Below are 20,377 nucleotides of genomic sequence, written 5' to 3'. Positions count from 1 at the left end.
GCGGTGGCGCCGACGCCGGAGCGTTGAGCAGGCATGAGGAGCACCGGGTGGCGCCGCTCAGGTTCCTGCTCACTGTCCACCGGTACCCCTGGGACGGCGTCCCTCGGCAGAGCCTGGCCTTCGGAGGTTCCGCGCGGAGCCCCTCACGGGCTCCGCGCGGAAGTCGCCTCGGTCAGGCCTTGACCGGGGTCGCCGTGTCGGTGAGGTCCCGCTTGTAGGTCTCGGTGAGCAGGTAGGTCGAGACGAACGAGATCAGGCACAGCACCACGACGTAACCGGCGATGGAGAACGAGCTGCCGGTGGCCGCGAACAGCGCCGTGCAGATCATCGGGGCGATGCCACCGCCGAGGATCGACGCGATCTGGTAGGACAGCGAGGCCCCGCTGTAGCGCAGGCGGGTGCTGAACAGCTCCGAGAAGAACGCCGATTGCGGTCCGTACACCGCGGTGCGGCAGGCCTGCACGACGATGCCGGCGAGCAGGAACAGCCCGATAGACCCGCTGTCGACCAGCATGATCCAGGGAACCGCGAACAGCGCGAGCACCAGCATGCCGCTCAGCGACATGCCACGTCGGCCGATGCGGTCCGACAGCAGGCCGAACGCCATCATCAGCGGGATGTCGACGGCCGCCAGCAGCGCGTTCGCGCTCAGGACCGTGGTGCGTTCGTAGTCGAGCGTCTTGGTCGCGTAGGAGACGATCCAGGTGGTGCCGACGTAGAAGGTCGCGTTGGTGGCGAGGAACGAGCCGGCGGCCAGCAGGATCGTCCTCGGGTGCTTGCGCAGCACCTCGACGACCGGCATCTGCTCGGCGCGCTCCTGCTCCTTGCGCTGCATGGCCTGCTCGAAGACCGGGCTCTCGCTGATCTTCAGCCGGATGGCGAAGCCCACCACGATGAGCACCGCACTGCACAGGAACGGGACCCGCCAGCCCCAGGCCATGAACGTCTCGTCGGTCATGTTCGCCGACAGCGCCGTGAAGGTCAGGTTGCCCAGCAGGAGGCCCGCTGGCACGCCGACCTGCGGCCAGCTGCCGTAGAAGCCCCGCTTGCCCTTCGGGGCGTGCTCAACGGCCATGAGCGCTGCGCCGCCCCACTCGCCGCCGACACCGATGCCCTGCGCGAAGCGCAGCAGCGTCAGCAAGATCGGCGCCCACACCCCGATGGTGGCGTAGGTGGGCAGCAGGCCCATCAGCAGCGTGGCGACGCCCATCAGCATGAGCGAGGTGATGAGCATCGGTTTGCGCCCGAGCCTGTCGCCGAAGTGCGCGAACAGCACACCGCCGATGGGCCGCGCCAGGAACCCGACGGCGAAGGTCGCGAACGCCGCGACCGTGCCGACCACGGGGTCGAACTTGGGGAAGAAGAGCTGGTTGAACACCAGCGCAGCGGCCGTGCCGTAGATGAAGAAGTCGTACCACTCGATGGTGGTCCCGATCAGGCTGGCGAGCGCTACTCGCCGCGCGCTTGTCGCGGTGGAGGCCATGCCGGTCGTCCTCCGGTGGGTGTTGATCCGGGGTGACCCAGATAACTAACGGTGTAAGTTTTAGGGACCGTATCCATCGGGACGAATCCCCACAAGAGGTACTTCGCGGACGGCTCCGGTGAGGCCAGAAAGTTTCGGAAAAGGGATCTACAGCTCCGGTTCCACGCGGCTCATGTGGAAGGTGCTCGTCTCAGAAGAAGCGCACATCAGCGTGCGTGTCCGCGGAGGGCGGCCCGACGGGCAGAAAGAGTTTCAGGAAGTTGGGATTGACCGATCACCAACGGTTCCGCATACTCGCTCCGGCTCTCCGTCGACGCGGTCGGGAGGATGCGGTGCCCATGTCAGCGAGAACCCGTGCGCGAGTCTGCGCTGTCGGAGTGGTCTTGGCGTCCGTCGTGGTGGTGGCCCCCGCAGCCCCAGCAGAGGGCATGTGCCGCGGTCACGTCGGGCTCACCTTCGACGACGGCCCCGGAGGCACCACCGCGGACCTGCTCGACGCCCTCCAGCGGAACGGTCTGCGCGCGACGATGTTCAACCAGGGCGACCACGCGAACGCGCACCCCTCGCTGGTCGAATCGCAGGTCGACGCGGGGATGTGGGTGGGCAACCACAGCTACAGCCACCCGCACATGACCCAGCTGACGCGCTCCGAGGTGGACGCCGAGGTCTCCCGCACGCAGCGCGCGATCACCGAGGCGGGAGGTGGGACCCCGGAGCTCTTCCGGCCGCCCTACGGGGAGACCAACGCCCTCCTCCAGGAGGTCGTCGCCTCCCACGGGCTCACCGAGATCAGGTGGGACGTCGATTCCCGGGACTGGGACGGCGCCACGGTCGACGAGATCGTGGCGGCCACCGCCGCCCTCAGCGACGGCGAGGTCATCCTCATGCACGACTGGCCGCCGAACACCCTCCAGGCGATCCCCGGGATCGCGGAGGCCCTGCGTGCCCACGACCTCTGCCCGGGCCGGATCTCGCCGGAAACGGGCCGAGCAGTGGCCCCCGACCTCGACTGACGCCGAATCACGGCAGCGGTCCTGGTCCCCGGTGGTCCGAGGCCGAGAACCTCGACGGGGTAGCGGTGGGCGAGAGACCGGCGCGCCGCCGGTGGAACGTCAGACCAGTTCGCTGTTGCAGGTGGGCCGGGAGTTCCACGCGAGACTGCGGACCGCAGCACAGCGCCGACGTCTCGAGCTGGTCCCGGTGCGCCGTCCACGGCCCCGAACGTGGTGCGGGGGTGGGAGTTCCCGTCGGAACTCCCACCCCCGCAGCGGATGGTGCCGTCTACCTCGTCGCTGCCGTCTCCGGGAGCGCGAAGACGAGCAGGGCGCTGCCGTGGCCCGCGCCGAGCATGCCCGGCAGGAAGCCCTCGATCCAGCCACCCCAGCCGACCGGCACGGCGATGTACTGCCTGCCCTCGATCGAGTAGGTCATCGGGCTGCCGTGGTGGCCGCTACCGCACTGGAACTCCCACAGCTTCTCGCCGTTGCGGGCGTCGAGCGCGATGAACTCCCCCGAGGGCGTGCCGGCGAAGACCAGGTCTCCGGCGGTGGTCAGCACCGACGAGCACATCGGCAGGTTGTTGCGCCAGCGCCACACCTCCTCGCCCTTGGAGTTGAAGGCGCTGATGGAGCCGCGCATGTCGTCGGCGTCGACCTGCACGCCCGCGCCCCAGTACGGGATCCCCTCGCGGAACTCGCGACGCCGCCGGGTGGCGGTGGCGCCGACGTCCTGCACGGGGACGTAGAACAGCCCGTGGGTGGGGTTGTAGGCCGCGTGCGTCCACTCCTTGGCGCCGGCCGGGCCGGGGAAGAAGTGGACCGGCTCGCCCTCCTTGTCCGGGTACTTCCGGGGCGTCACCTTGCCGTCGCGGGTGATGGTGCCCCAGTCGATGCGGTCCACGTAGGGCGTCACCGACACCAGTTCGCCGTTGGTGCGGTCGACCACGAAGAAGTACCCGTTCTTGTCGAAGTGGCCGAGCAGCTTGCGCCCGTCCTCGTCGAACAGGATGTTCTCCATCGTGCTGTCGTAGTCCCACAGGTCGTGCGGGGTGCACTGGTAGTGCCACCGGATCTGACCGCTGTCGACGTCGACGGCGATGATGCTGTCGGTGTAGAGGTTGTCGCCCTCGCGCACCGCGCCGTCGAAGTCCGGCGCCGGGTTGCCGGTGCCCGCGTACAGCAGGTTCAACTCCGGGTCGAACGTCGCGGTGATCCACGGGTTCGCCCCTCCACGCGCCCACGCCTCGCCGTCGGACGGCCAGGTCTCCGCGCCCGGTTCACCCGGCTTGGGGACCGTGTAGCAGCGCCAGCGGTGCTCGCCGGTCTCCATGTCGAAGGCGTCCATGTGGCCGCGCACGCCGAACTCGCCGCCCGAGCTGCCGATGACGACCATGTCCTTGACGACCAGCGGGGCCATCGTCCCGCTCTCGCCGGCTCGCACGTCCCCGGTGGTCTTGTCCCAGACGCGCTCGCCGGTCACCGCGTCGAGCGCCAGCAGGTGCGCGTTGGGCGTCATGAAGAAGACCTTGCCCCGGGCCACGGCGACACCGCGGTTGACGTTGCCGCAGCACAGCGACACGTCGTAGGGCACGGCGTGCTTGTAGCGCCACAGGAGCTCGCCGTTCTTGGCGTCGAGCGCCCACACCCAGCCGTCCCAGCCCGAGAGGTACATGACCCCGTCGACGACCAGGGGAGTGGCTTCGAAGGCGTAGGTCGACGCACCGGCGATCATGCCGGAGGTGCCCGACTGGAACATCCACACCGGACCGATGTTCTTCACGTTCTCGGTGTTGATCTGGTCCAGCAGGCTGTAGCGCTGCCCGTCGTAAGCGCCGTAGTAGGTGAGCCAGTTCTGCGACTCCGAGCGCGCGTCGAGCAGCCGTTCGTACCCGAGGCTGGAAGTCACGTTGGGCGCGTTGCGAGGCGCCGCGGTCAAGGTGCCGTGGTCGATGGCCTCGCCGGCGTCCACGTATGCGGTGGTCATTGAGCGTTCCTCCCTACGGGCGCGGCTGGTCGGGGCGGTCGAGGCGGGCCTCCGGCGGCACCTCGCCGAGCACGACGATGGCGCCGGTCAGCCCGCGTCCTTCGTCGTTGCCGGTCGGGGAGCTGTACCAGTAGTAACCGGGTCCGTCGAGGTTGAGCCGGGCCAGCCCCTTGGAGTGGTTGACCAGCCAGATGAACTTGCGGTCGCCGTTGCTCGGCAGCAGCGCGCAGTGGGTGTTCAGGTCGTCGTTGATCAAGGTCAGCTCGAGGTCGCCGCCGTGCGGGAGGACCAGGATCGAGGGATCCCAGACGATCTGGTCCGGGAGGATGCGGACGGTCGCCTCCATGACGCCGTCGGACCTCTCGGTCGCCCGCTGCATGGTGCCGGTGCCGAGCACCCGGCCCAGCGCCGCCCCGTTCTGCACGTCCAGCCCGACCTCGCTGAGAAGATCGGTGCGTTCCTTCGCTGTTGTCGTCACCGGACTTCACCTCCTTGTGAATCCGTTCCCGAGTGGCGCCAGAGAGGAGGTGGTCCGAACCGGACACCCGGACCCGGTCCGCACGAGCCGTCACAGGAACACCTGGCACCTCAGTCCTGCACGTGCAGCACTTCTGTGGCGCGTGGGAGAACAGTTCTTCGAGTCGATCGAGCGATCGGCTCACGGCCAAACGAGTTGGCCCGTAACGAATCCGGACGTTACGCCGGGCAGCAGCGCACCAAAACTCGAAACCGCTGGACCGGCTGGCCGTGCCGCTCGCAGCGCGAGGTCTACCGCTCAGACCCGAACATGCCGAAGTTCATGACCGCGGCCCACGCAGCGACGAAGTCCTGCCGGAATTTCTCCTGGTCACTGGCGTACACCTCGGCGATCGCGCGGAGCTCGGCGTTCGACCCGAAGATGAGGTCGACCCGGCTCGCCGTCCACCGGGGAGCACCGCTGCGCCGATCTCTTCCCTCGAAAGTGCCCGATGTGGCCACCCATTCGGTGCTCATGTCGAGGAGGTTGACGAAGAAGTCGTTGGTGAGCTCACCGGGCCGGGTGGTGAGCACGCCCAGCCGCGACCCGCGGTGGTTGGCGTCGAGCGCGCGCATCCCCCCGACGAGCGCGGTCATCTGCGGTGCGCTGAGGGTGAGCAGGTTGGCGCGGTCGACGAGCAGGTGTTCGGCCGGGAGCCGGTTGCCCTTGCCGAAGTAGTTGCGGAAGCCGTCGGCGCGGGGTTCCAGGGCGGCGAACGACGCCACGTCGGTCCACTCCTGCGTCGCGTCGGTGCGGCCGGGGGTGAACGGGACTCGCACCCCGGACCGCTCGATCGCCGCGCACCCGCCGAGGACGACGAGGTCGGCGAGCGACACCCGCTTGTCCCCGGTCTGCTCGGCGTTGAACTCGTGCTGGATCCGTTCCAGCGCGGCGAGGACCTCGGTGATCACCTCGGGGTCGTTGGCGTCCCAGCTGCGCTGCGGTTCCAGCCGGATGCGGGCGCCGTTGGAGCCGCCGCGCTTGTCGCTGTCGCGGTAGGTCGAGGCCGAGGCCCAGGCGGTGAACACCAGTTGCGGGACGGTGAGGCCCGAGTCGTCGATGCGGCGCTTGAGGTCGGCGATGTCGTCCTCGTCGACGAGCCCGTGGTCGACCTGGGGCACGGGGTCTTGCCAGATCATCGTCTCCTCGGGCACGAGCGGGCCGAGGTAGCGCCGGCGGGGTCCGAGGTCGATGTGGGTGAGCTTGAACCAGGCGTGGGCGAAGGCGTCGGCTAGCTGGTCGGGGTGCTCCAGGAACCGCCGCGCGATGCGTGCGTAGTCCGGGTCCTCCACCAGGGCGAGGTCGGTCGTGAGCATCGTCGGGGCGTGGGTCGTCGAGGGGTCGTGCGGGTCGGGCACGGTGCCGGCGCCCTGGCCGTCCCGCGGGACCCACTGCCACATGCCGGCCGGGCTCAGCACCACGTCCCACTCGTAGGCGAACAGGGTTTCCAGGAAGCTGGTGTCCCAGCGGGTCGGGGTCGGCGTCCAGATGCCGTCCAGCCCGCTGGAGATGGTGTCGGGCCCGGAGCCGCTTCCGTAGCTGTTCTTCCAGCCCAGGCCTTGTGCTTCGAGACCGGCACCCTCGGGTTCGGCACCCAGGTGGCGGGCCGGGTCGGCCGCGCCGTGGGTCTTGCCGAAGGTGTGACCGCCGGTGATCAGCGCCACGGTCTCCTCGTCGTTCATCCCCATCCGGCCGAAGGTGTCGCGGATGGCGCGGGCCGCGGCGACGGGGTCGGGCAGGGTTGCCGGCCCCTGCGGGTCGACGTAGATGAGCCCCATCTCGTCGGCGGCGAGGGGGTGTTCCAGGTCGCGGACGCCGGTGTGCCGCTCGTCGCCGAGCCAGGTGCGTTCGGGGCCCCAGTAGATGTCCGCGTCCGACTCCCAGGTGTCCTCACGGCCGCCTGCGAAGCCGAGGGTCCGGAAGCCCATCGACTCCAGCGCCCGGTTGCCGGCGAAGACCATCAGGTCGGCCCAGGACAGGTTGCGGCCGTACTTCTGCTTGACCGGCCACAGCAGCCGGCGGGCCTTGTCCAGGTTGCGGTTGTCCGGCCAGCTGTTGGTGGGCGCGAAGCGCTGCATGCCCGAGCTCGCCCCGCCCCTGCCGTCACCGGTGCGGTAGGTGCCCGCGCAGTGCCAGGCCATTCGCAGCACCAGCGGACCGTAGTGGCCGTAGTCCGCGGGCCACCAGTCCTGCGAGGTGGTCAGCACCGCGTCGATGTCGCGGGCCACCTCGTCGAGGTCCAGCTCCGAGAAGGCCGCGGCGTAGTCGAAGTCCTCGCCGAGCGGGTTCCGGGCAGGGTGGTGCTTGGCCAAGATGTCCAGGTTGAGCCGGTTCGGCCACCAGTCGCCGTTGTCGCCACCGGCGGCCGGGTGGTTGCGGCGCCGCTGTGCCTGACGGCTCCCCAGGGCTTGGTCGTAGTTCCTGGTGATGGCGACGGCGTCCGGGTTCTCCGGCATCGGGCGCACCTCCCTCCCGGCGAGCGCTCAGATGTCCAGCGCTCGGCGCACGGCGGGGGCGTTGCGGCGGGACACCGGCACCATCGTGTTCGCGCCGTCGTCCATGACCAGCATCAGCTCGCCCTTGAGACGGCGTTCGACCTCCCGGATGCGCCCGAGGTTGACCACGTACTGCCGGTGCACCCGCAGGAAACCGGCATCGCCCTGCTCGTGCTCCAACTTGTCGAGGCTGGCCGACGCGGCCCGAAGCCGGCCCTGGTCGGTGGACAGCCACACGTCGTTCCCCTCCGACTCGGCGAAGGACACCTCGGGCAACCGCAGCAGCACCATCCGGTTGTCGCGCATCGCCACGATCCGGGACGGCTGGCCGCGGTTGGTCCCGCTGCCGGTCCCGTCCCCGCGGGGCAGCTGCTCGCCCTCGGCGACGCCGAACGAGATCAGGTTGCCCGCCAGGTGCCCGGCCAGGAACACCGGGCGGAAGGTGACCGAGGTCGGCTCGTCGGAGAGGTGGGTGAAGACCTGCGTGGTGCCCACCCAGTCGGGGTTGCGGGAGGCCTGCTTGGCGGCGTAGCGGGCGGTCCGGATCAGCTCGGGCAGGCCCGGGTTCCACCGCACGGCCGGATCCTTGGCCGGGGTCGAGCTCGGCACGCCGAGCAGGATGCTCGCGGTGTCGTCGGCGATCACCACGCGGCCCGCCGGGTCCACGGCGGCCAGCGCCACTCCGGTGCGCGACCGCGCGTGGTTGAACGCCGCGATCAGCTCCGCGCTGCCGTCCTGGGCGCGCTGCCGCAGCGTGCACTGGGTGCGGGTGGCGGCGTTGCTCAGCCACGCCCCCGCGGAGCCCGGCAGGTCGCTGCGCCAGCAGGAGATGTTGAGGACCGCGATGGGGTCCCTGGTCACCACGTCGCGCACGGCCACGCCCGCGCACGTCCAGTCGTGGAAGGCCTGGCACCAGTGCTCGGCACCCCGGATCAGCACCGGCGCGTGCGTCTCCAGCGCGGTGCCCATCCCGTTGGTGCCGGTGGCCTGCTCGGACCAGCAGAACCAGGTGGCGAGGTTGGCTTCGGCGGCGAGCTTGCGGGTGGTGGGGTCGCCCCACTCGGCCAGCACGCGGCCGGTCGCGTCGGCGACGGTGACGATGCCGCCGACGTTGGCCACCTCGTGGGCCACGGAGGCGGCGCGGAAACCCAGCTCGGCGAACACGACGTCGTGCTCGAGGGTGTGCTCGACCTCGGCCACCGCCACCGGGGCTTCGGTGAGACCGGGGTCGACGCGGTACTGGTCCCGGCAGCGGTGCCACGAGATCGCCACCTCGGGGCGCACGCCCCGGATGTCGTCCTCGCCCTGCACGAACCGTTCCCACGCCCCGTACACCGTCGTCTCGTCCGGGACGCGGGACATCGGGTCGAGCCGGTGCACTGATGCCATAGAAGACCGCCTCTGGTCCTTCACCAAGTCGACCGGGAACCGACGGACTCCGCGCTGGCGGATCGTCTGCCTCTGGGTCTGAAACTAAGCTTATTCCTGAATCCAGGACCAGCACGGTGGGACGAGGGCGGTCGAAGCACCGACGAACGGCGGCCACCGCTCAACGAGCGGTGGCGGGGTGGTGCGCCCCGGAGAGCGCACCACCCCACGGGTCACTCGGCCAGCCACACCGCCGCGTCCGGCAGCAGCAGGTCACCGTCCAGCGGAGCGCTGGCCAGCAGCACTCGTTCGTGCGCGGGCAGCGGCTGCGGAGTGCCGGACATGTTGACCACGCAGCAGAAACCGGGCTCGCGGTGGAACGCCAGCACGTCGGGGGGTGTGTCCAGCCAGCGCATCCCGCCCTCGCCGAGCGCGTCCAGCTCGCGGCGCAGCCGCAGCGCCGCGCGGTAGAGCTCCAGCGTCGAGCCCGGGTCGCCTTCCTGCACCTCCACGGTGCGGTCCCGCCACTCCGCGGGCTGGGGCAGCCACGAGGCCGTGGAGTGCTGCGGCCCGAACCCGAACGGCGGCGTCGAACCCGACCACGGCAACGGCACGCGGCAGCCGTCCCGGCCGCGCTCGGCGTGCCCCGAGCGCTCCCAGATCGGGTCCTGCAGGGTCTCCTCGGGCAGGTCCTCGACCTCCGGCAGGCCGAGCTCCTCGCCTTGGTAGACGTAGGCGCCGCCCGGCAGTGCGAGCATCAGCAGCGCGGCGGCCCGCGCCCGCCGGGTGCCCAGCTCGAGGTCCGGTTCACCGGCGAAGGGGTCCTCGTCGCCGGGCTTGCGCTTGTCCTGCGGGACCCACTCGGTGTCCCGGGCGTAGCGGGTCACGTGCCGCGGCACGTCGTGGTTGGACAGCACCCAGGTCGGCGGTGCGCCGACCGCGCTCAGGCTCGCCGTGGTCGAGTCGATGACCGCGCGCATCCGCTCCGGGTCCCACGGGGACTTCAGGAAGTCGAAGTTGAACGCGGTGTGCAGTCCGCCTGGCCGCACGTAGAGGGCGAGCCGTTCCGGTGACGGAGCCCAGGCCTCGGCGACGAACTTGCGCTCGCCCGGGTACTCGTCGGCGACGCTGCGCCACCGCCGGAAGATCTCGTGCACCTCGTCGCGGTCCCAGTGCGGGTGCGCGAGGTCTTCGTCCGGGGCACCGGTGAGGTCCGGTAGCGCCGGGTCCTTGGCCAGCCCGTGCGCGACGTCGATGCGGAAGCCGTCCACACCGCGGTCGAACCAGAACCGCAGGACGTCGGCGAACTCGTCGTGCACCTCGGGGTTCGACCAGTTCAGGTCGGGCTGCTCGGGCGCGAACAGGTGCAGGTACCACTCGCCGTCGGCCGCACGGGTCCAGGCGGGCCCGCCGAAGACCGACCGCCAGTTGTTCGGCGGTTCCGACCCGTCGGCTCCCCGGCCGGGCCGGAAGACGTAGCGCTCCCGCTCCGGCGCGCCGGGCCCGGCCGCCAGCGCCTCGCGGAACCAGCGGTGCTGGTCCGAGGTGTGGTTGGGCACGATGTCCGGGATGACCCGCAGCCCGTGCTCGTGCGCCTCGCCGATCAGCTTCTCCGCGTCGGCGAGGGTGCCGAAGCGCGGGTCGATGTCGCGGAAGTCCGCCACGTCGTAGCCGGCGTCGGCCTGCGGCGAGGGGTACCAGGGGTTGATCCACAGCGCGTCGACGCCCAGGTCCCGCAGGTAGGGCAACCGGGAGCGGATGCCCTCGACGTCGCCCAGCCCGTCACCGTCGCCGTCGGCGAAGCTGCGGATGTAGACCTGGTAGATCACCGCGTCGCGCCACCACGGGCGCTCACCGGATCGGTCGTGCAACGTTCCTCCTCCTGAAGTGTGCTCTCTCATTTGAGCCCGCCCGAGGTCAGTCCGGCGATGATGCGGCGCTGGAAGATCAGCACGGCCACCACGAGCGGCACGGTGACGATCACGCCCGCCGCCATCTGGGTGCCGAAGGGCTGCTCGTGGCCCTGCGCGCCGACGAACTTGGAGATGGCGACCGTGACGGTCTGCATCTCCTTCTCGTTCACCATCGACAGCGCGATGATGAACTCGTTCCACGCCATGATGAAGGTCAGGATCGCGGTGGTGAACACGCCCGGAGCGGCCAGCGGCACGATCACCTTGCGGAACGCCTGACCGGGGGTGCAGCCGTCGACCATGGCCGCCTGCTCCAGCTCCACCGGCATCTGCCGGAAGAACGTCGTCAGGTTCCACACCGCCAGCGGCAGCGCGAACGACAGGCTCGGCAGCACCATCGCCTGGTAGGTGTTGATCCAGCCGATGTCGGTGAACAGCTTGAGCAGCGGCACGATCAGCGAGATCCCGGGGAACATCGAGCAGGCGATGATCAGCGCCAGCACCACGTTCTTGCCCCGGAACTGCAAGCGGGCCAAGGCGTAAGCAGTGGTCATGCCGACCACCAGCGTCAGCAGCGTGGTCACCGAGGCGACCACGAAGCTGTTCATCAGCGCCCAGCCGAAGCCCACGTCGGGGGCGAAGACCGCGCGGAAGTTCTCCAGCGACCACACCTCCGGCAGCGGGCTGAGGTCGAACTGGTCGGACGGGCGCCGGAACGCCGTGGCCGTCATCCAGTAGAACGGGGCCAGGCAGTACAGCACGATCACCGCCACACCGAGGTGCGGGATCCACCGCTTCCAGCTCCGCTTCGAGGTCGAGGAGGCCATCACGCCACCGCCTTCCTGGACTTGCGCGCCGTCCTCACCTGCGACCGGGCTTCGCCGAGCAGGTCCGCGCCCAGGAGCTTGACGAAGGCGAAGGCGACGACGGCGACGTAGCAGAACATGATCGTCGCGTAGGCCGCGGCGGGGCCGTACTGCACGTTGGTGGCCTCCTGCCAGGCCAGCATCGACAGCGTCTCCACGGACTGCTTCTGCTGGCCGATCAGCACGAACGGCAGGTCGAACATCCGCAGCGCGTCGAGCATCCGGAACAGCACCGCGACCAGCAGCGCCGGGCGCACCAGCGGCATCGTGATGTGCAAGAAGCGTTGCCACGAGTTGGCGCCGTCGACCCGCGCGGCCTCGAAGACGTCGCGGGGGATCACCTGCAAGCCCGCCAGCACCAGCAAGCCCACGAACGGCGCGGTCTTCCACACCTCGGCCACCACGACCGCCAGCTTCGCCGGGCCGCCGTCGGCGCTCCAGAGCACCTGCGTGCCCAGCATCGCGTTGACCACGCCGTCGGAGGCGAAGATCCACCGCCACAGCAAGGCCGACACCGCCGTGGGGATGGCCCACGGCACCAGCACGCTCGCGCGCACCAGCCCGCGCCCGCGGAAGGCCCGGTGCATGATCAGCGCCATCGCCACGCCGAGCGCGGCTTCCAGCACCACGGTCGTCACGGTGAAGAACGTGGTGTTCCACATGGCGTTCCAGAACCGCGCCGCGGCCGGCCCGGTGAACACGTCGGTGTAGTTGGCGAGTCCGGCGAACTGCTCGCCCTCGACCACGAACCCGTCCGCGTCGACGCCCTGCCCCTCGGTGAACAGCGACTGCCGCAACGACGCGATGATCGGGTAGACCACCACCAGACCGAGCACCAGCAACGTCGGCGAGACCAGCACGCCGGCCAACCGCGCTGTGGCCGCGGCCTGCGGTGAGCGCCGCTTCTTGCGCCGACCTCGTTCCTGCTCGGGCACGGTCACGGCCGCGGTTTCCACTTCTGTCGTCACATCTACCTCCCCGCGAGAACCGGGGCGGTGCGCCGGAACGCGCACCGCCCCGCGCGCTCACTGCTGTCCGGTCAGCGCCTCGAGCTGGGCCTGCAGATCGGCCAGCGCCTGCTCCGAGGACTTCTCACCGCGCAACGCCGCGTAGACGTTCTCCTGGATCGCGTCGGTCACCTCGCCGTACTTGATGACCCGGGGACGCGGCTCGGCGCCCTCGATGGACTTCTCCAGCAACGGCAGGTACGGGTACTTGGCCTGCAAGGCCGGGTCCTCGTAGAGCTCTCGCGCCGTCGGGGCGAGCGAACCGACGTCCAGCCGCAGCCGCTGCTGCTCGGGCGCGGTGGCGAACTTGATGAAGTCGACCGCGGTGGCCTTGTTCTTGGCGAACGAGGAGATCGCCAGGCTGTGCCCGCCGAGGCTGGACACGCCGGGGCCGGCCACGCCGGGCAGCGGTGCGACGTCGAACTTGTCGGCCACGGGGGACGAACCGTCGGTCGCCGACGCGTGCGAGTACTGGTTCGGCCAGGCACGGCTGAACACGACCTTGCCGTCCATGAAGGCGCGTCGCGTCTCGGCTTCCTTGAAGGTGATGCCGTCGCGCGGGATCATCCCGGAGTTGAAGCCCTCGACGAGCGCGTCGAGACCGCGCTTGGCCTCGGGCGTGTTGACGTGGGGCTTGCCGTTCTCATCGGTGACGACACCGCCGGCGCCGTGCACGGCTTCGGCGAAGTTGACCGTGAGGCCCTCGTACTTCTCGAACTGCCCCGCGTAGCAGGACATCCCGGCGGCCTCGGGCAGCGCCTTCACCTTGTCGCAGGCCTGGCGCATCTCGTCCCACGTCTTCGGGGGCTGCACTCCGGCCTTGGCCAGCAGGTCCTTGCGGAAGTAGAGCATCGCGCCGTCGGAGGTGGCGGGAACGCCGTAGAGCCGGTCCCGGTACAGCGCGGTCTCGACGGTGGTGGGCACCAGCTTGTCGATGCCGAACTGCTCCTTCGGCAGTTCGGTGATCCACCGGTTCGCGGAGAACTCCGTGGTCCAGACGTTGTCGATCTCGAGCACGGTGAACGCGTCGGACTTGGTCTGCGCGTTCTGCACCATCTGCTGTCGCTGGTCGTCCGCGGAGGAGGAGAGCTCGATGAAGCGCACCTGCTCATCGGGGTGCGTCTTGTTCCACGCCTCGATGATCTTGGGGGTGACGCCTTCCTCGTCCTTGCCCGCCACGTACGTGATCGGACCGCGGCCTTCCAGCGCGGAGGACGCTTCGTTCGAGCTCGAACCGCCACCGCAGCCGGCCGTCAGGGCGGCGGTGCAGGTCAGCACGGCGGCGATCGCTAACCGATTTCTCTGTTTCATGCCACTCTCCATTGAGGACTGCTTCGAGCACAGGAGGGCTCGACCGCACAACGCACCTGATCGATCAAGGAGCGTCGTGCAGTTCTTCACGTGTTCGGTTCGGGGGCGAATTCACTCCGGGCGTTGTGCGCCCTGTTCCGGGTCGCCAGCGGAAGGCAGGTTTTCCCTGCGCTTACCAGCCTCCTTCATCTCCTCACCGTTCCGCGGATCTGCGCGGAGGAGCTGTGGAACCCCGCACCACGAGGTCGATGGGCACGGGGACGACGGTCGTCTTGCGCGACTTCGCGTCGAGCTGGTCGATGAGCAGTTGCGCGGCGGTGGCTCCCTGCGCGCGCACCGGCTGGGCCACGGTGGTCAGGTCGACGTACTCGCTCATCTCGTGGTCGTCGAACCCCACGATCGACATGTGCTCGGGCACGGAACGCCCGTGCCTGCGCAGCGACCGCAGCGCGCCCATCGCGAGCTCGTCGGCGTAGGCGAAAACGGCTGTGGGCTGGTGCGCTCCGGCCAGCAGCCGGTCCATCGCGCGCTCGCCGCCGGAGATGCTGAACTCTCCCGGCACCAACCACTCCGGGCGCGGCTCGACGTCGTTGTCGCGGAGGGTCTGCAAGAAGGCGTCGCGGCGGATGACCGGGGCGATGGCGCCGAGCGGCTTGGGCTCGAGGCCCTGGATCATGGCGATGTCGCGGTGCCCGAGGTTGATCAGGTGCTGCACGGCCAGCCGGGTGCCCTGCCGGTCGTCGATGTGCACCGAGCTGAACCCCTCGGCCTCGTGCCCGACCAGGCCCAGCGGCAGGTCCAGCCCGCGCAGCCGGTCGGCTTCCTGTTCGGTGAGGTCCATCGACAGCACCAGCACGGCGTCCACCCGCCCGCGCACCGGCAGTTCGCGGAAGAAGCGCTCGCGGGACTCCTCGTCGCCGGCGGTGTAGAGCATCAGGTCGTACCCGGCCGCGCGCAGGACCTGTTCGGCGCCACCGATGATCTGGCCGAAGAACCACCGCCAGATGAACGGGACGACCACGCCGATGCACCAGGTGCGCCCGGTCGCTAACCCGGAGGCCGACCGGGAGATCGAGTAGTCCAGTTCGGCGGCCAGCTCGGTGATGCGCTGCCGCGTGCGGTCCGACACCCCGGAGCGGCCGCGCAGCGCGCGTGACACCGTCGACGGTGACACGCCGGCTCGCCGCGCGACGTCCTCGATGCCGACCACGGGCTGTCCTCCGATCGACCAGCTGTCCAGATCGCGAGGAATGTACTGTGGGCTGAGTCGCATGCGCAAGCGTTTGCGCATCACGCTTCGAATTCGCCCCTCGAACGGGCTCTGACCTGCGATGACGTCCACGCAAGCGCCGCTGTGAAGCGGACGGGCGACCTCCGCTGACCTGCGGCCCCGCCGCGGAGCTCGGGCGGCGGCCGAGATCGCCGGCGTGGGTAGGCTTCGCCGCATGAGTTTCGTGGACGTGGGCACGTGGCAGGGCAAGGTCTTCAACGGTGAGTGGGTCGCCGGGTCCGGCGGTACCTACGACGCCGTGGAGCCCGCGACCGGGAAGACGCTCGCACAGGTGGGGACCGCGACGGAGGAGGACGTCGACGCCGCGGCGCGGCGGGCGGCGGAGGCCCAGCGGGAGTGGGCGGCGTTGTCGTACGACCGGCGGGCCGCCGTGCTGCGCCGTGCCGGACAGCTGTTCGTCGAGCACGAGGACGAGATCAACGAATGGCTGGTGCGCGAATCCGGCGCGACCCGGCCCTTCGCCGGGTTCCAGACCCGAGCCGTGGCCGCCGAGGAGTGCTGGGAGGCCGCCGGTCTCGCCGCTCAGCCCTACGGGCAGCTGCTGCGGTCGAGCCAGCCGCGGATGTCGATGGCGCGTCGGCGTCCCGTCGGCGTCGTCGGCGTGATCGCCCCGTTCAACGCACCGATCATCCTGGCCGTCCGGGCGATCGCACCCGCGCTCGCGCTCGGCAACGCCGTGGTGCTCAAGCCGGACCCGCGCACCGCGATCAGCGGGGGAGTGGTGTTCGCGCGGATCTTCGAGGAAGCCGGGCTGCCCGCAGGCCTGCTCCAGGTGCTCCCGGGCGGCGGTGAGGTCGGAGCGTCGCTGGTCGACCACCCGCAGGTGCCGGTCATCGCGTTCACCGGTTCCACGCGGGCCGGGCGGACCATCGCGCGGGCGGCGGCCGACCGGCTCAAGCGCGTGCACCTCGAACTCGGCGGGAACTCGGCGATGCTCGTGCTCGACGACGTCGACGTGGAGCGCGCGGTGTCGGTCGGCGCTTTCGGCTCCTTCAACCACACCGGGCAGATCTGCATGGCGACCAGCCGGCACCTGGTGGACGCGCGCATCGCCGAGGACTACGCCCAGGCGCTCGCCGAGCACGCCGACCGGCTCACCGTCGGCGACCCGCACCGCGAGGACGTCGCCGTGGGACCGATCATCGACGAGGGCCAGCGCGACAACGTCCACCGCGTCGTCACCGGATCCGTCAGCGCGGGTGCCCGGGTGCGCGCGGGTGGCGACTACGACGGGCTGTTCTACCGGCCGACCGTCCTCTCCGACGTGCCGTTGGACGCCCCGGCCTACGCCGAGGAGATCTTCGGTCCGGTCGCGCCGGTCGTCCCGTTCCACGACCTCGACGAGGCGGTCCGGCTGGCTTCAGGCACGGAGTACGGGCTGTCGCTGGGCGTTCTGACCCGGGACGTCGCGAAGGGCCTCGAGCTGGCCGACCGCATCCCGTCCGGTCTGGTGCACATCAACGACCAGACCGTGAACGACGAGGCCGTCGCCCCCTTCGGCGGTGTCGGCGACTCGGGCAACGGCGCCCGGCACGGCGGAGCCGAGGCCAACCTCGAAGCCTTCACCGAGACCCAGTGGGTCACCGTCCGCGGCGAGCTGCCGGCCTACCCGTTCTGAGGCGGTCGACGGCCGGACGACGAGAAGTTCTGCAGGACGGGAACTTCCGCCTGACCACCTGTACACCGGCCGGGCGGGATGCCATCTTCCCGATCATGCCGCTGATCCGCCGTCGGTCGTTGCTCAAGGCGGGCGGGGTGCTCGCCGGTGCCACGAGCATCGGCGGGCTTCCCGCCGCCGCGCACTCCTCGCACCCGGTGTTCGCGCACGGCATCGCCTCCGGAGACCCGACTCCGGACGGCGTGGTGCTGTGGACGCGCATCACCCCGGAACCGGGTGCGCAGCCCGGTTCCGGCCTCGGCCCGGACTGCGCTGTGGAGTGGGAGGTCGCCGCGGACGAGCGCTTCTCGACCGTCCTGGCGCGCGGGTCCACGACGACCGGCGCGTGGCGGGACCACACCGTGAAGGTCGACGTCATGGGGCTGCCCGCGGGGCAGTGGTGGTGGTACCGGTTCCGAGCGCTCGGCGTGGTCTCCCGCCTCGGGCGGACTCGCACCGCGCCCGCCGCCGACGCGCCGCTGCCACGGCTGCGGTTGGGCGTGGTGTCCTGCTCGAACTGGCAGGCCGGCCACTTCGCCGCCTACCGGCACCTGGCCGTCCGCGGTGACCTCGACGCCGTGCTGCACCTCGGTGACTACCTCTACGAGTACGCCCCCGGCGAGTTCCAGGCCCGCGACGTCGTGGTGCGCCCGCACGACCCGCCGGTGGAGATGACGGAGCTGGAGCACTACCGCCGGAGGCACGCCCAGTACAAGACCGACCCCGACCTGGCCGACTTGCACGCCGCGGTGCCGTTCGTGGTGACCTGGGACGACCACGAGTCCGCCAACGACGCCTGGTCCGGGGGAGCGCAGAACCACACCGAAGGCGCCGAAGGCGCCTGGCGCGACCGCACGGCGGCCTCGCAGCGCGCCTACGCCGAGTGGATGCCGGTGCGCTGGGAACCCGGGACACCGCTGTACCGGCGGCTGCGCTTCGGCACGCTCGCCGACCTGTCCGTGCTGGACCTGCGCAGCCACCGGAGCCGGCAGGTCACCACGCCGCTGGACCCGGGAAGCCACGACCCGGAGCGCACCATCACCGGCGACGAGCAGATGCGCTGGCTGACGAGCGGTCTCGCGAACTCCACGGCCCAGTGGAAGCTGATCGGCAACCCGGTGATGATCGCGCCGGTGCAGGTGCCCTCGACGCTGTCGGTCGAAGAACGGTCCGCGATCGGGGAGCTCACCGGCGCACCGGAGGTCCACGGGCCGCCTTACAACGTCGACCAGTGGGACGGCTACACCGCCGACCGCGAGGAGGTGCTCGGACTGCTGCGTGACAACGGCATCACCGACGCGGTCTTCCTGACCGGCGACATCCACTCGGCGTGGGCGGCCGAACTGCCGGCGTCTCCCGCGACCTACCCGCTGGACCGCGAGTCGGTGGGCGTCGAGCTCGTGTGCACCTCCGTGACCAGCGACAACCTCGACGACATCCTGCGCGCGCCACCGCGGACCGCGTCCGTGGCGGTCGAAGCGGCCATCCGGGCGAACAACCCGCACGTCAAGCACCTGGACTTCGACTCGCACGGCTTCTCGGTCCTCGACGTCACCCCGGAACGCGTGCAGGCGGACTGGTTCGCGCTGGCCGACCGCACTGACCCGAACAGCACCGCCCAGCGGGCGGTCTCGTTCGCGGTAACGGCGGGAACCCAGCAGGTGCACCGGGTTCCGGAGGGGATCGCGTGAGACCGCTGGACCGCCGCAGCTTCCTGCGCGCCGCTGGAGCGGGTGTGCTGCTCTCGGCTGCTTCGCCCGTGGCGTGGGCCGCCGAGGACAAGGACCTGCGCGCCTACGTCCTGGTCGTCGACGGTTGCCGGCCGGAGGAGATCACCCTGCTGCTCACACCGCGGCTGCACGAACTCCGGACGTCCGGGACCGCCTTCCCCGCCGCCCGCTCGCTGCCGGTGGTGGAGACGATCCCGAACCACGTGATGATGATGTCGGGCACGCGGCCCGACCGGACCGGCGTCCCGGCCAACTCGGTCTTCGACCGCGCCGAGGGCTCGGTCCGCACCCTGGACCGGCCCTCGGACCTGCGCGGCGAGACGCTGCTGGACGGCCTGCGCGCGCACGGCGGGGTCACCGGGAGCGTGTTGAGCAAGCAGTACCTCCACGGCATCTTCGGCACCCGCGCGACGGTCCGCTGGGAACCCGAGCCGATCGTGCCGATCAGCGGCCACGCCCCGGACGCCTTCACCGCCGAAGCCATGGTGTCCGTGGTGGACAGCGCCGACCCGGAGCTGGTGTTCGCGAACTTCGGCGATGTCGACCGGGTCGGGCACACCGACCTCACCGGAACCACCCTGCGGGCCGCGCGCACCGCCGCTCTGGCCTCCGCCGACGCGCAGGTGGGCAGGCTCGTGGACCACCTGCGCAGCACCGGCCGGTGGGACAGCACCGTGCTGCTGGTCCTCGCCGACCACTCGATGGACTGGTCGCTGCCGCACCAGGTGGTGTCGCTCCGCCCGGTCTTCGAGACCGACCCGGCACTGGCCGGTCGCACCGAGGTCGCCCAGAACGGCGGTGCGGAACTGCTGTACTTCACCGGCCCGGACGCGGACCGCCCGGCGGCCGTGCGGCGGATGCGCGAGCTCGCCGTGGCCACCGACGGCGTCCAGTCGGTCCACGACCCGGCCGAGCTCCGCCTCGGCCCGGAAGCCGGGGACCTGCTCGCCTACTGCGCACCGGGTTGGCGCTTCACGGACCCGAACCTGACGTCCAACCCGATCCCGGGCAACCACGGGCACCCGGTCACCGAACCCATCCCGTTCTTCCTCTCCGGAGGCCACCCGCGCGTCCGGCGGAACCACGAAAGCCCGGCTCCGGCCACCACGACCGACGTCGCGCCCACGATCGCGGCGCTGTTCGGCCTGCCCACCGACCACTACGACGGCACACCGCGCACCGAGGCCTTCACCTGACCCGGCTCGCGCTCGACGCGGCCCCGGACTTCCCTGGAGCTCGGCTCGCCCGTGCGGAAGGAGCGGAGAGGTGGGAACTGACGCCGTGATCGATCGTGAGCTCCGGTTGCTGGAGCCGGAGGTGCGCGCGGACGCCGAAGCCGTCCGGGCCCTGCTGCACCCGGACTTCCGCGAGTTCGGAGCGTCCGGTGCGGTGTGGGACCGCGAGACGATCGTGCGCGCCACCGAGGCGAGCAGCAGCGCCGACGAGCGGATCGAAGCGTCCGGCTTCCGCGCGACGCCGCTCGGGCCTGACGCGGTTCTGCTCACCTGCACGACGCGCTACCGCGGTTCGTCCTCCTTGCGCACCTCGGTCTGGGTGCGCAGTGCAGGTGACTGGCTCCTCCTGCACCACCAGGGCACCCGGACCTCCACCCCGTGATCCTCGGGGGACGTGTCAGGTGGAACGTCGCTGCCGGCAGCGCTCCTCAGGTGAGGCGGATCTGGCGGTTGACGTCTTTGTAGAGGAGGTAGCGGAAGGGGCCGGGGCCGCCTGCGTAGCAGGCTTGGGGGCAGAAGGCG

General features: G+C 70.5%; 15 protein-coding genes and 1 pseudogene. 5 read left to right on the top strand and 11 right to left on the bottom strand.

Annotated features, from left to right (window positions below; genetic code table 11):
• Positions 1-172 precede the first annotated feature (172 nt).
• The gene (locus EIL87_RS12555; RefSeq protein ID WP_125090505.1) at positions 173-1,483 is read right to left on the bottom strand and encodes an MFS transporter; all 1,311 of its coding nucleotides are present in this window, start codon (positions 1,481-1,483) and stop codon (positions 173-175) included.
• A gap of 377 nt (positions 1,484-1,860) precedes the next feature.
• Here EIL87_RS12555 and EIL87_RS12550 point away from each other — a divergent pair, with 377 nt between their 5' ends.
• Positions 1,861-2,496 carry a polysaccharide deacetylase family protein gene (locus EIL87_RS12550; RefSeq protein WP_325049453.1) on the top strand — a complete coding sequence of 212 codons (636 nt, stop codon included), beginning with the start codon at positions 1,861-1,863 and terminating at the stop codon, positions 2,494-2,496.
• Positions 2,497-2,764: 268 nt separating this feature from the next.
• On the opposite strand, the gene EIL87_RS12545 is transcribed toward EIL87_RS12550, so the two are convergent.
• The 9 genes from EIL87_RS12545 to EIL87_RS12505 all read right to left on the bottom strand — a co-directional run bounded on the left by EIL87_RS12545 (position 2,765) and on the right by EIL87_RS12505 (position 15,152).
• A complete protein-coding gene (locus tag EIL87_RS12545) occupies positions 2,765-4,465 on the bottom strand; it encodes a PQQ-dependent dehydrogenase, methanol/ethanol family (RefSeq protein WP_125090502.1) in 1,701 nt (566 codons plus the stop codon).
• Between the two features lie 13 nt (positions 4,466-4,478).
• Entirely contained in the window at positions 4,479-4,943 is a 465-nt protein-coding gene (locus EIL87_RS12540; protein WP_125090500.1) for an MSMEG_3727 family PQQ-associated protein, read from the bottom strand.
• A 290-nt stretch (positions 4,944-5,233) separates the two neighbouring features.
• Positions 5,234-7,438: a catalase/peroxidase HPI gene (katG, locus tag EIL87_RS12535; protein ID WP_125090498.1), complete on the bottom strand. Its 2,205-nt coding sequence runs from the start codon at positions 7,436-7,438 to the stop codon at positions 5,234-5,236.
• A 27-nt stretch (positions 7,439-7,465) separates the two neighbouring features.
• Complete coding sequence (locus tag EIL87_RS12530) at positions 7,466-8,866, bottom strand: DNA-binding protein (protein WP_125090496.1); 1,401 nt, start codon at positions 8,864-8,866, stop codon at positions 7,466-7,468.
• A gap of 212 nt (positions 8,867-9,078) precedes the next feature.
• On the bottom strand, positions 9,079-10,716 hold the full coding sequence (locus EIL87_RS12525) for a glycoside hydrolase family 13 protein (RefSeq protein WP_233576208.1): 1,638 nt from the start codon (positions 10,714-10,716) through the stop codon (positions 9,079-9,081).
• Positions 10,717-10,742: 26 nt separating this feature from the next.
• Complete coding sequence (locus EIL87_RS12520) at positions 10,743-11,585, bottom strand: carbohydrate ABC transporter permease (RefSeq protein ID WP_125090492.1); 843 nt, start codon at positions 11,583-11,585, stop codon at positions 10,743-10,745.
• Positions 11,585-12,592 (bottom strand): carbohydrate ABC transporter permease, encoded by a 1,008-nt coding sequence (locus EIL87_RS12515; protein ID WP_233576207.1) that lies wholly within the window; start codon positions 12,590-12,592, stop codon positions 11,585-11,587. The genes EIL87_RS12520 and EIL87_RS12515 overlap by 1 nt, the downstream gene beginning before the upstream one ends.
• A 57-nt stretch (positions 12,593-12,649) precedes the next feature.
• Positions 12,650-13,942 (bottom strand): ABC transporter substrate-binding protein, encoded by a 1,293-nt coding sequence (locus tag EIL87_RS12510; RefSeq protein ID WP_125090490.1) that lies wholly within the window; start codon positions 13,940-13,942, stop codon positions 12,650-12,652.
• A 193-nt stretch (positions 13,943-14,135) separates the two neighbouring features.
• Positions 14,136-15,152 carry a LacI family DNA-binding transcriptional regulator gene (locus EIL87_RS12505; protein ID WP_199740396.1) on the bottom strand — a complete coding sequence of 339 codons (1,017 nt, stop codon included), beginning with the start codon at positions 15,150-15,152 and terminating at the stop codon, positions 14,136-14,138.
• Between the two features lie 235 nt (positions 15,153-15,387).
• Here EIL87_RS12505 and EIL87_RS12500 point away from each other — a divergent pair, with 235 nt between their 5' ends.
• The 4 genes from EIL87_RS12500 (at position 15,388) to EIL87_RS12485 (ending at position 20,237) form a co-directional block, all read left to right on the top strand.
• The gene (locus EIL87_RS12500) at positions 15,388-16,851 is read left to right on the top strand and encodes a benzaldehyde dehydrogenase (protein WP_125090486.1); all 1,464 of its coding nucleotides are present in this window, start codon (positions 15,388-15,390) and stop codon (positions 16,849-16,851) included.
• 95 nt (positions 16,852-16,946) lie between these two features.
• Positions 16,947-18,581, top strand: coding sequence for an alkaline phosphatase D family protein (locus EIL87_RS12495; protein WP_125090484.1), 1,635 nt, complete (start codon positions 16,947-16,949; stop codon positions 18,579-18,581).
• Positions 18,578-19,816 (top strand): alkaline phosphatase family protein, encoded by a 1,239-nt coding sequence (locus EIL87_RS12490; protein WP_125090481.1) that lies wholly within the window; start codon positions 18,578-18,580, stop codon positions 19,814-19,816. Before EIL87_RS12495 ends, EIL87_RS12490 begins: the two co-directional genes overlap by 4 nt.
• A gap of 70 nt (positions 19,817-19,886) precedes the next feature.
• Positions 19,887-20,237, top strand: a complete 351-nt coding sequence (locus tag EIL87_RS12485; protein ID WP_125090479.1) for a nuclear transport factor 2 family protein — start codon at positions 19,887-19,889, stop codon at positions 20,235-20,237.
• Between the two features lie 46 nt (positions 20,238-20,283).
• On the opposite strand, the pseudogene EIL87_RS27435 reads toward EIL87_RS12485, so the two are convergent.
• Positions 20,284-20,377 (bottom strand): annotated as a pseudogene (locus EIL87_RS27435) ((S)-ureidoglycine aminohydrolase); the annotation flags it as partial.

The organism is Saccharopolyspora rhizosphaerae, from assembly GCF_003931915.1.
Taxonomy (GTDB): domain Bacteria; phylum Actinomycetota; class Actinomycetes; order Mycobacteriales; family Pseudonocardiaceae; genus Saccharopolyspora; species Saccharopolyspora rhizosphaerae.
This window is presented reverse-complemented; position numbering and strand designations above follow the sequence as displayed.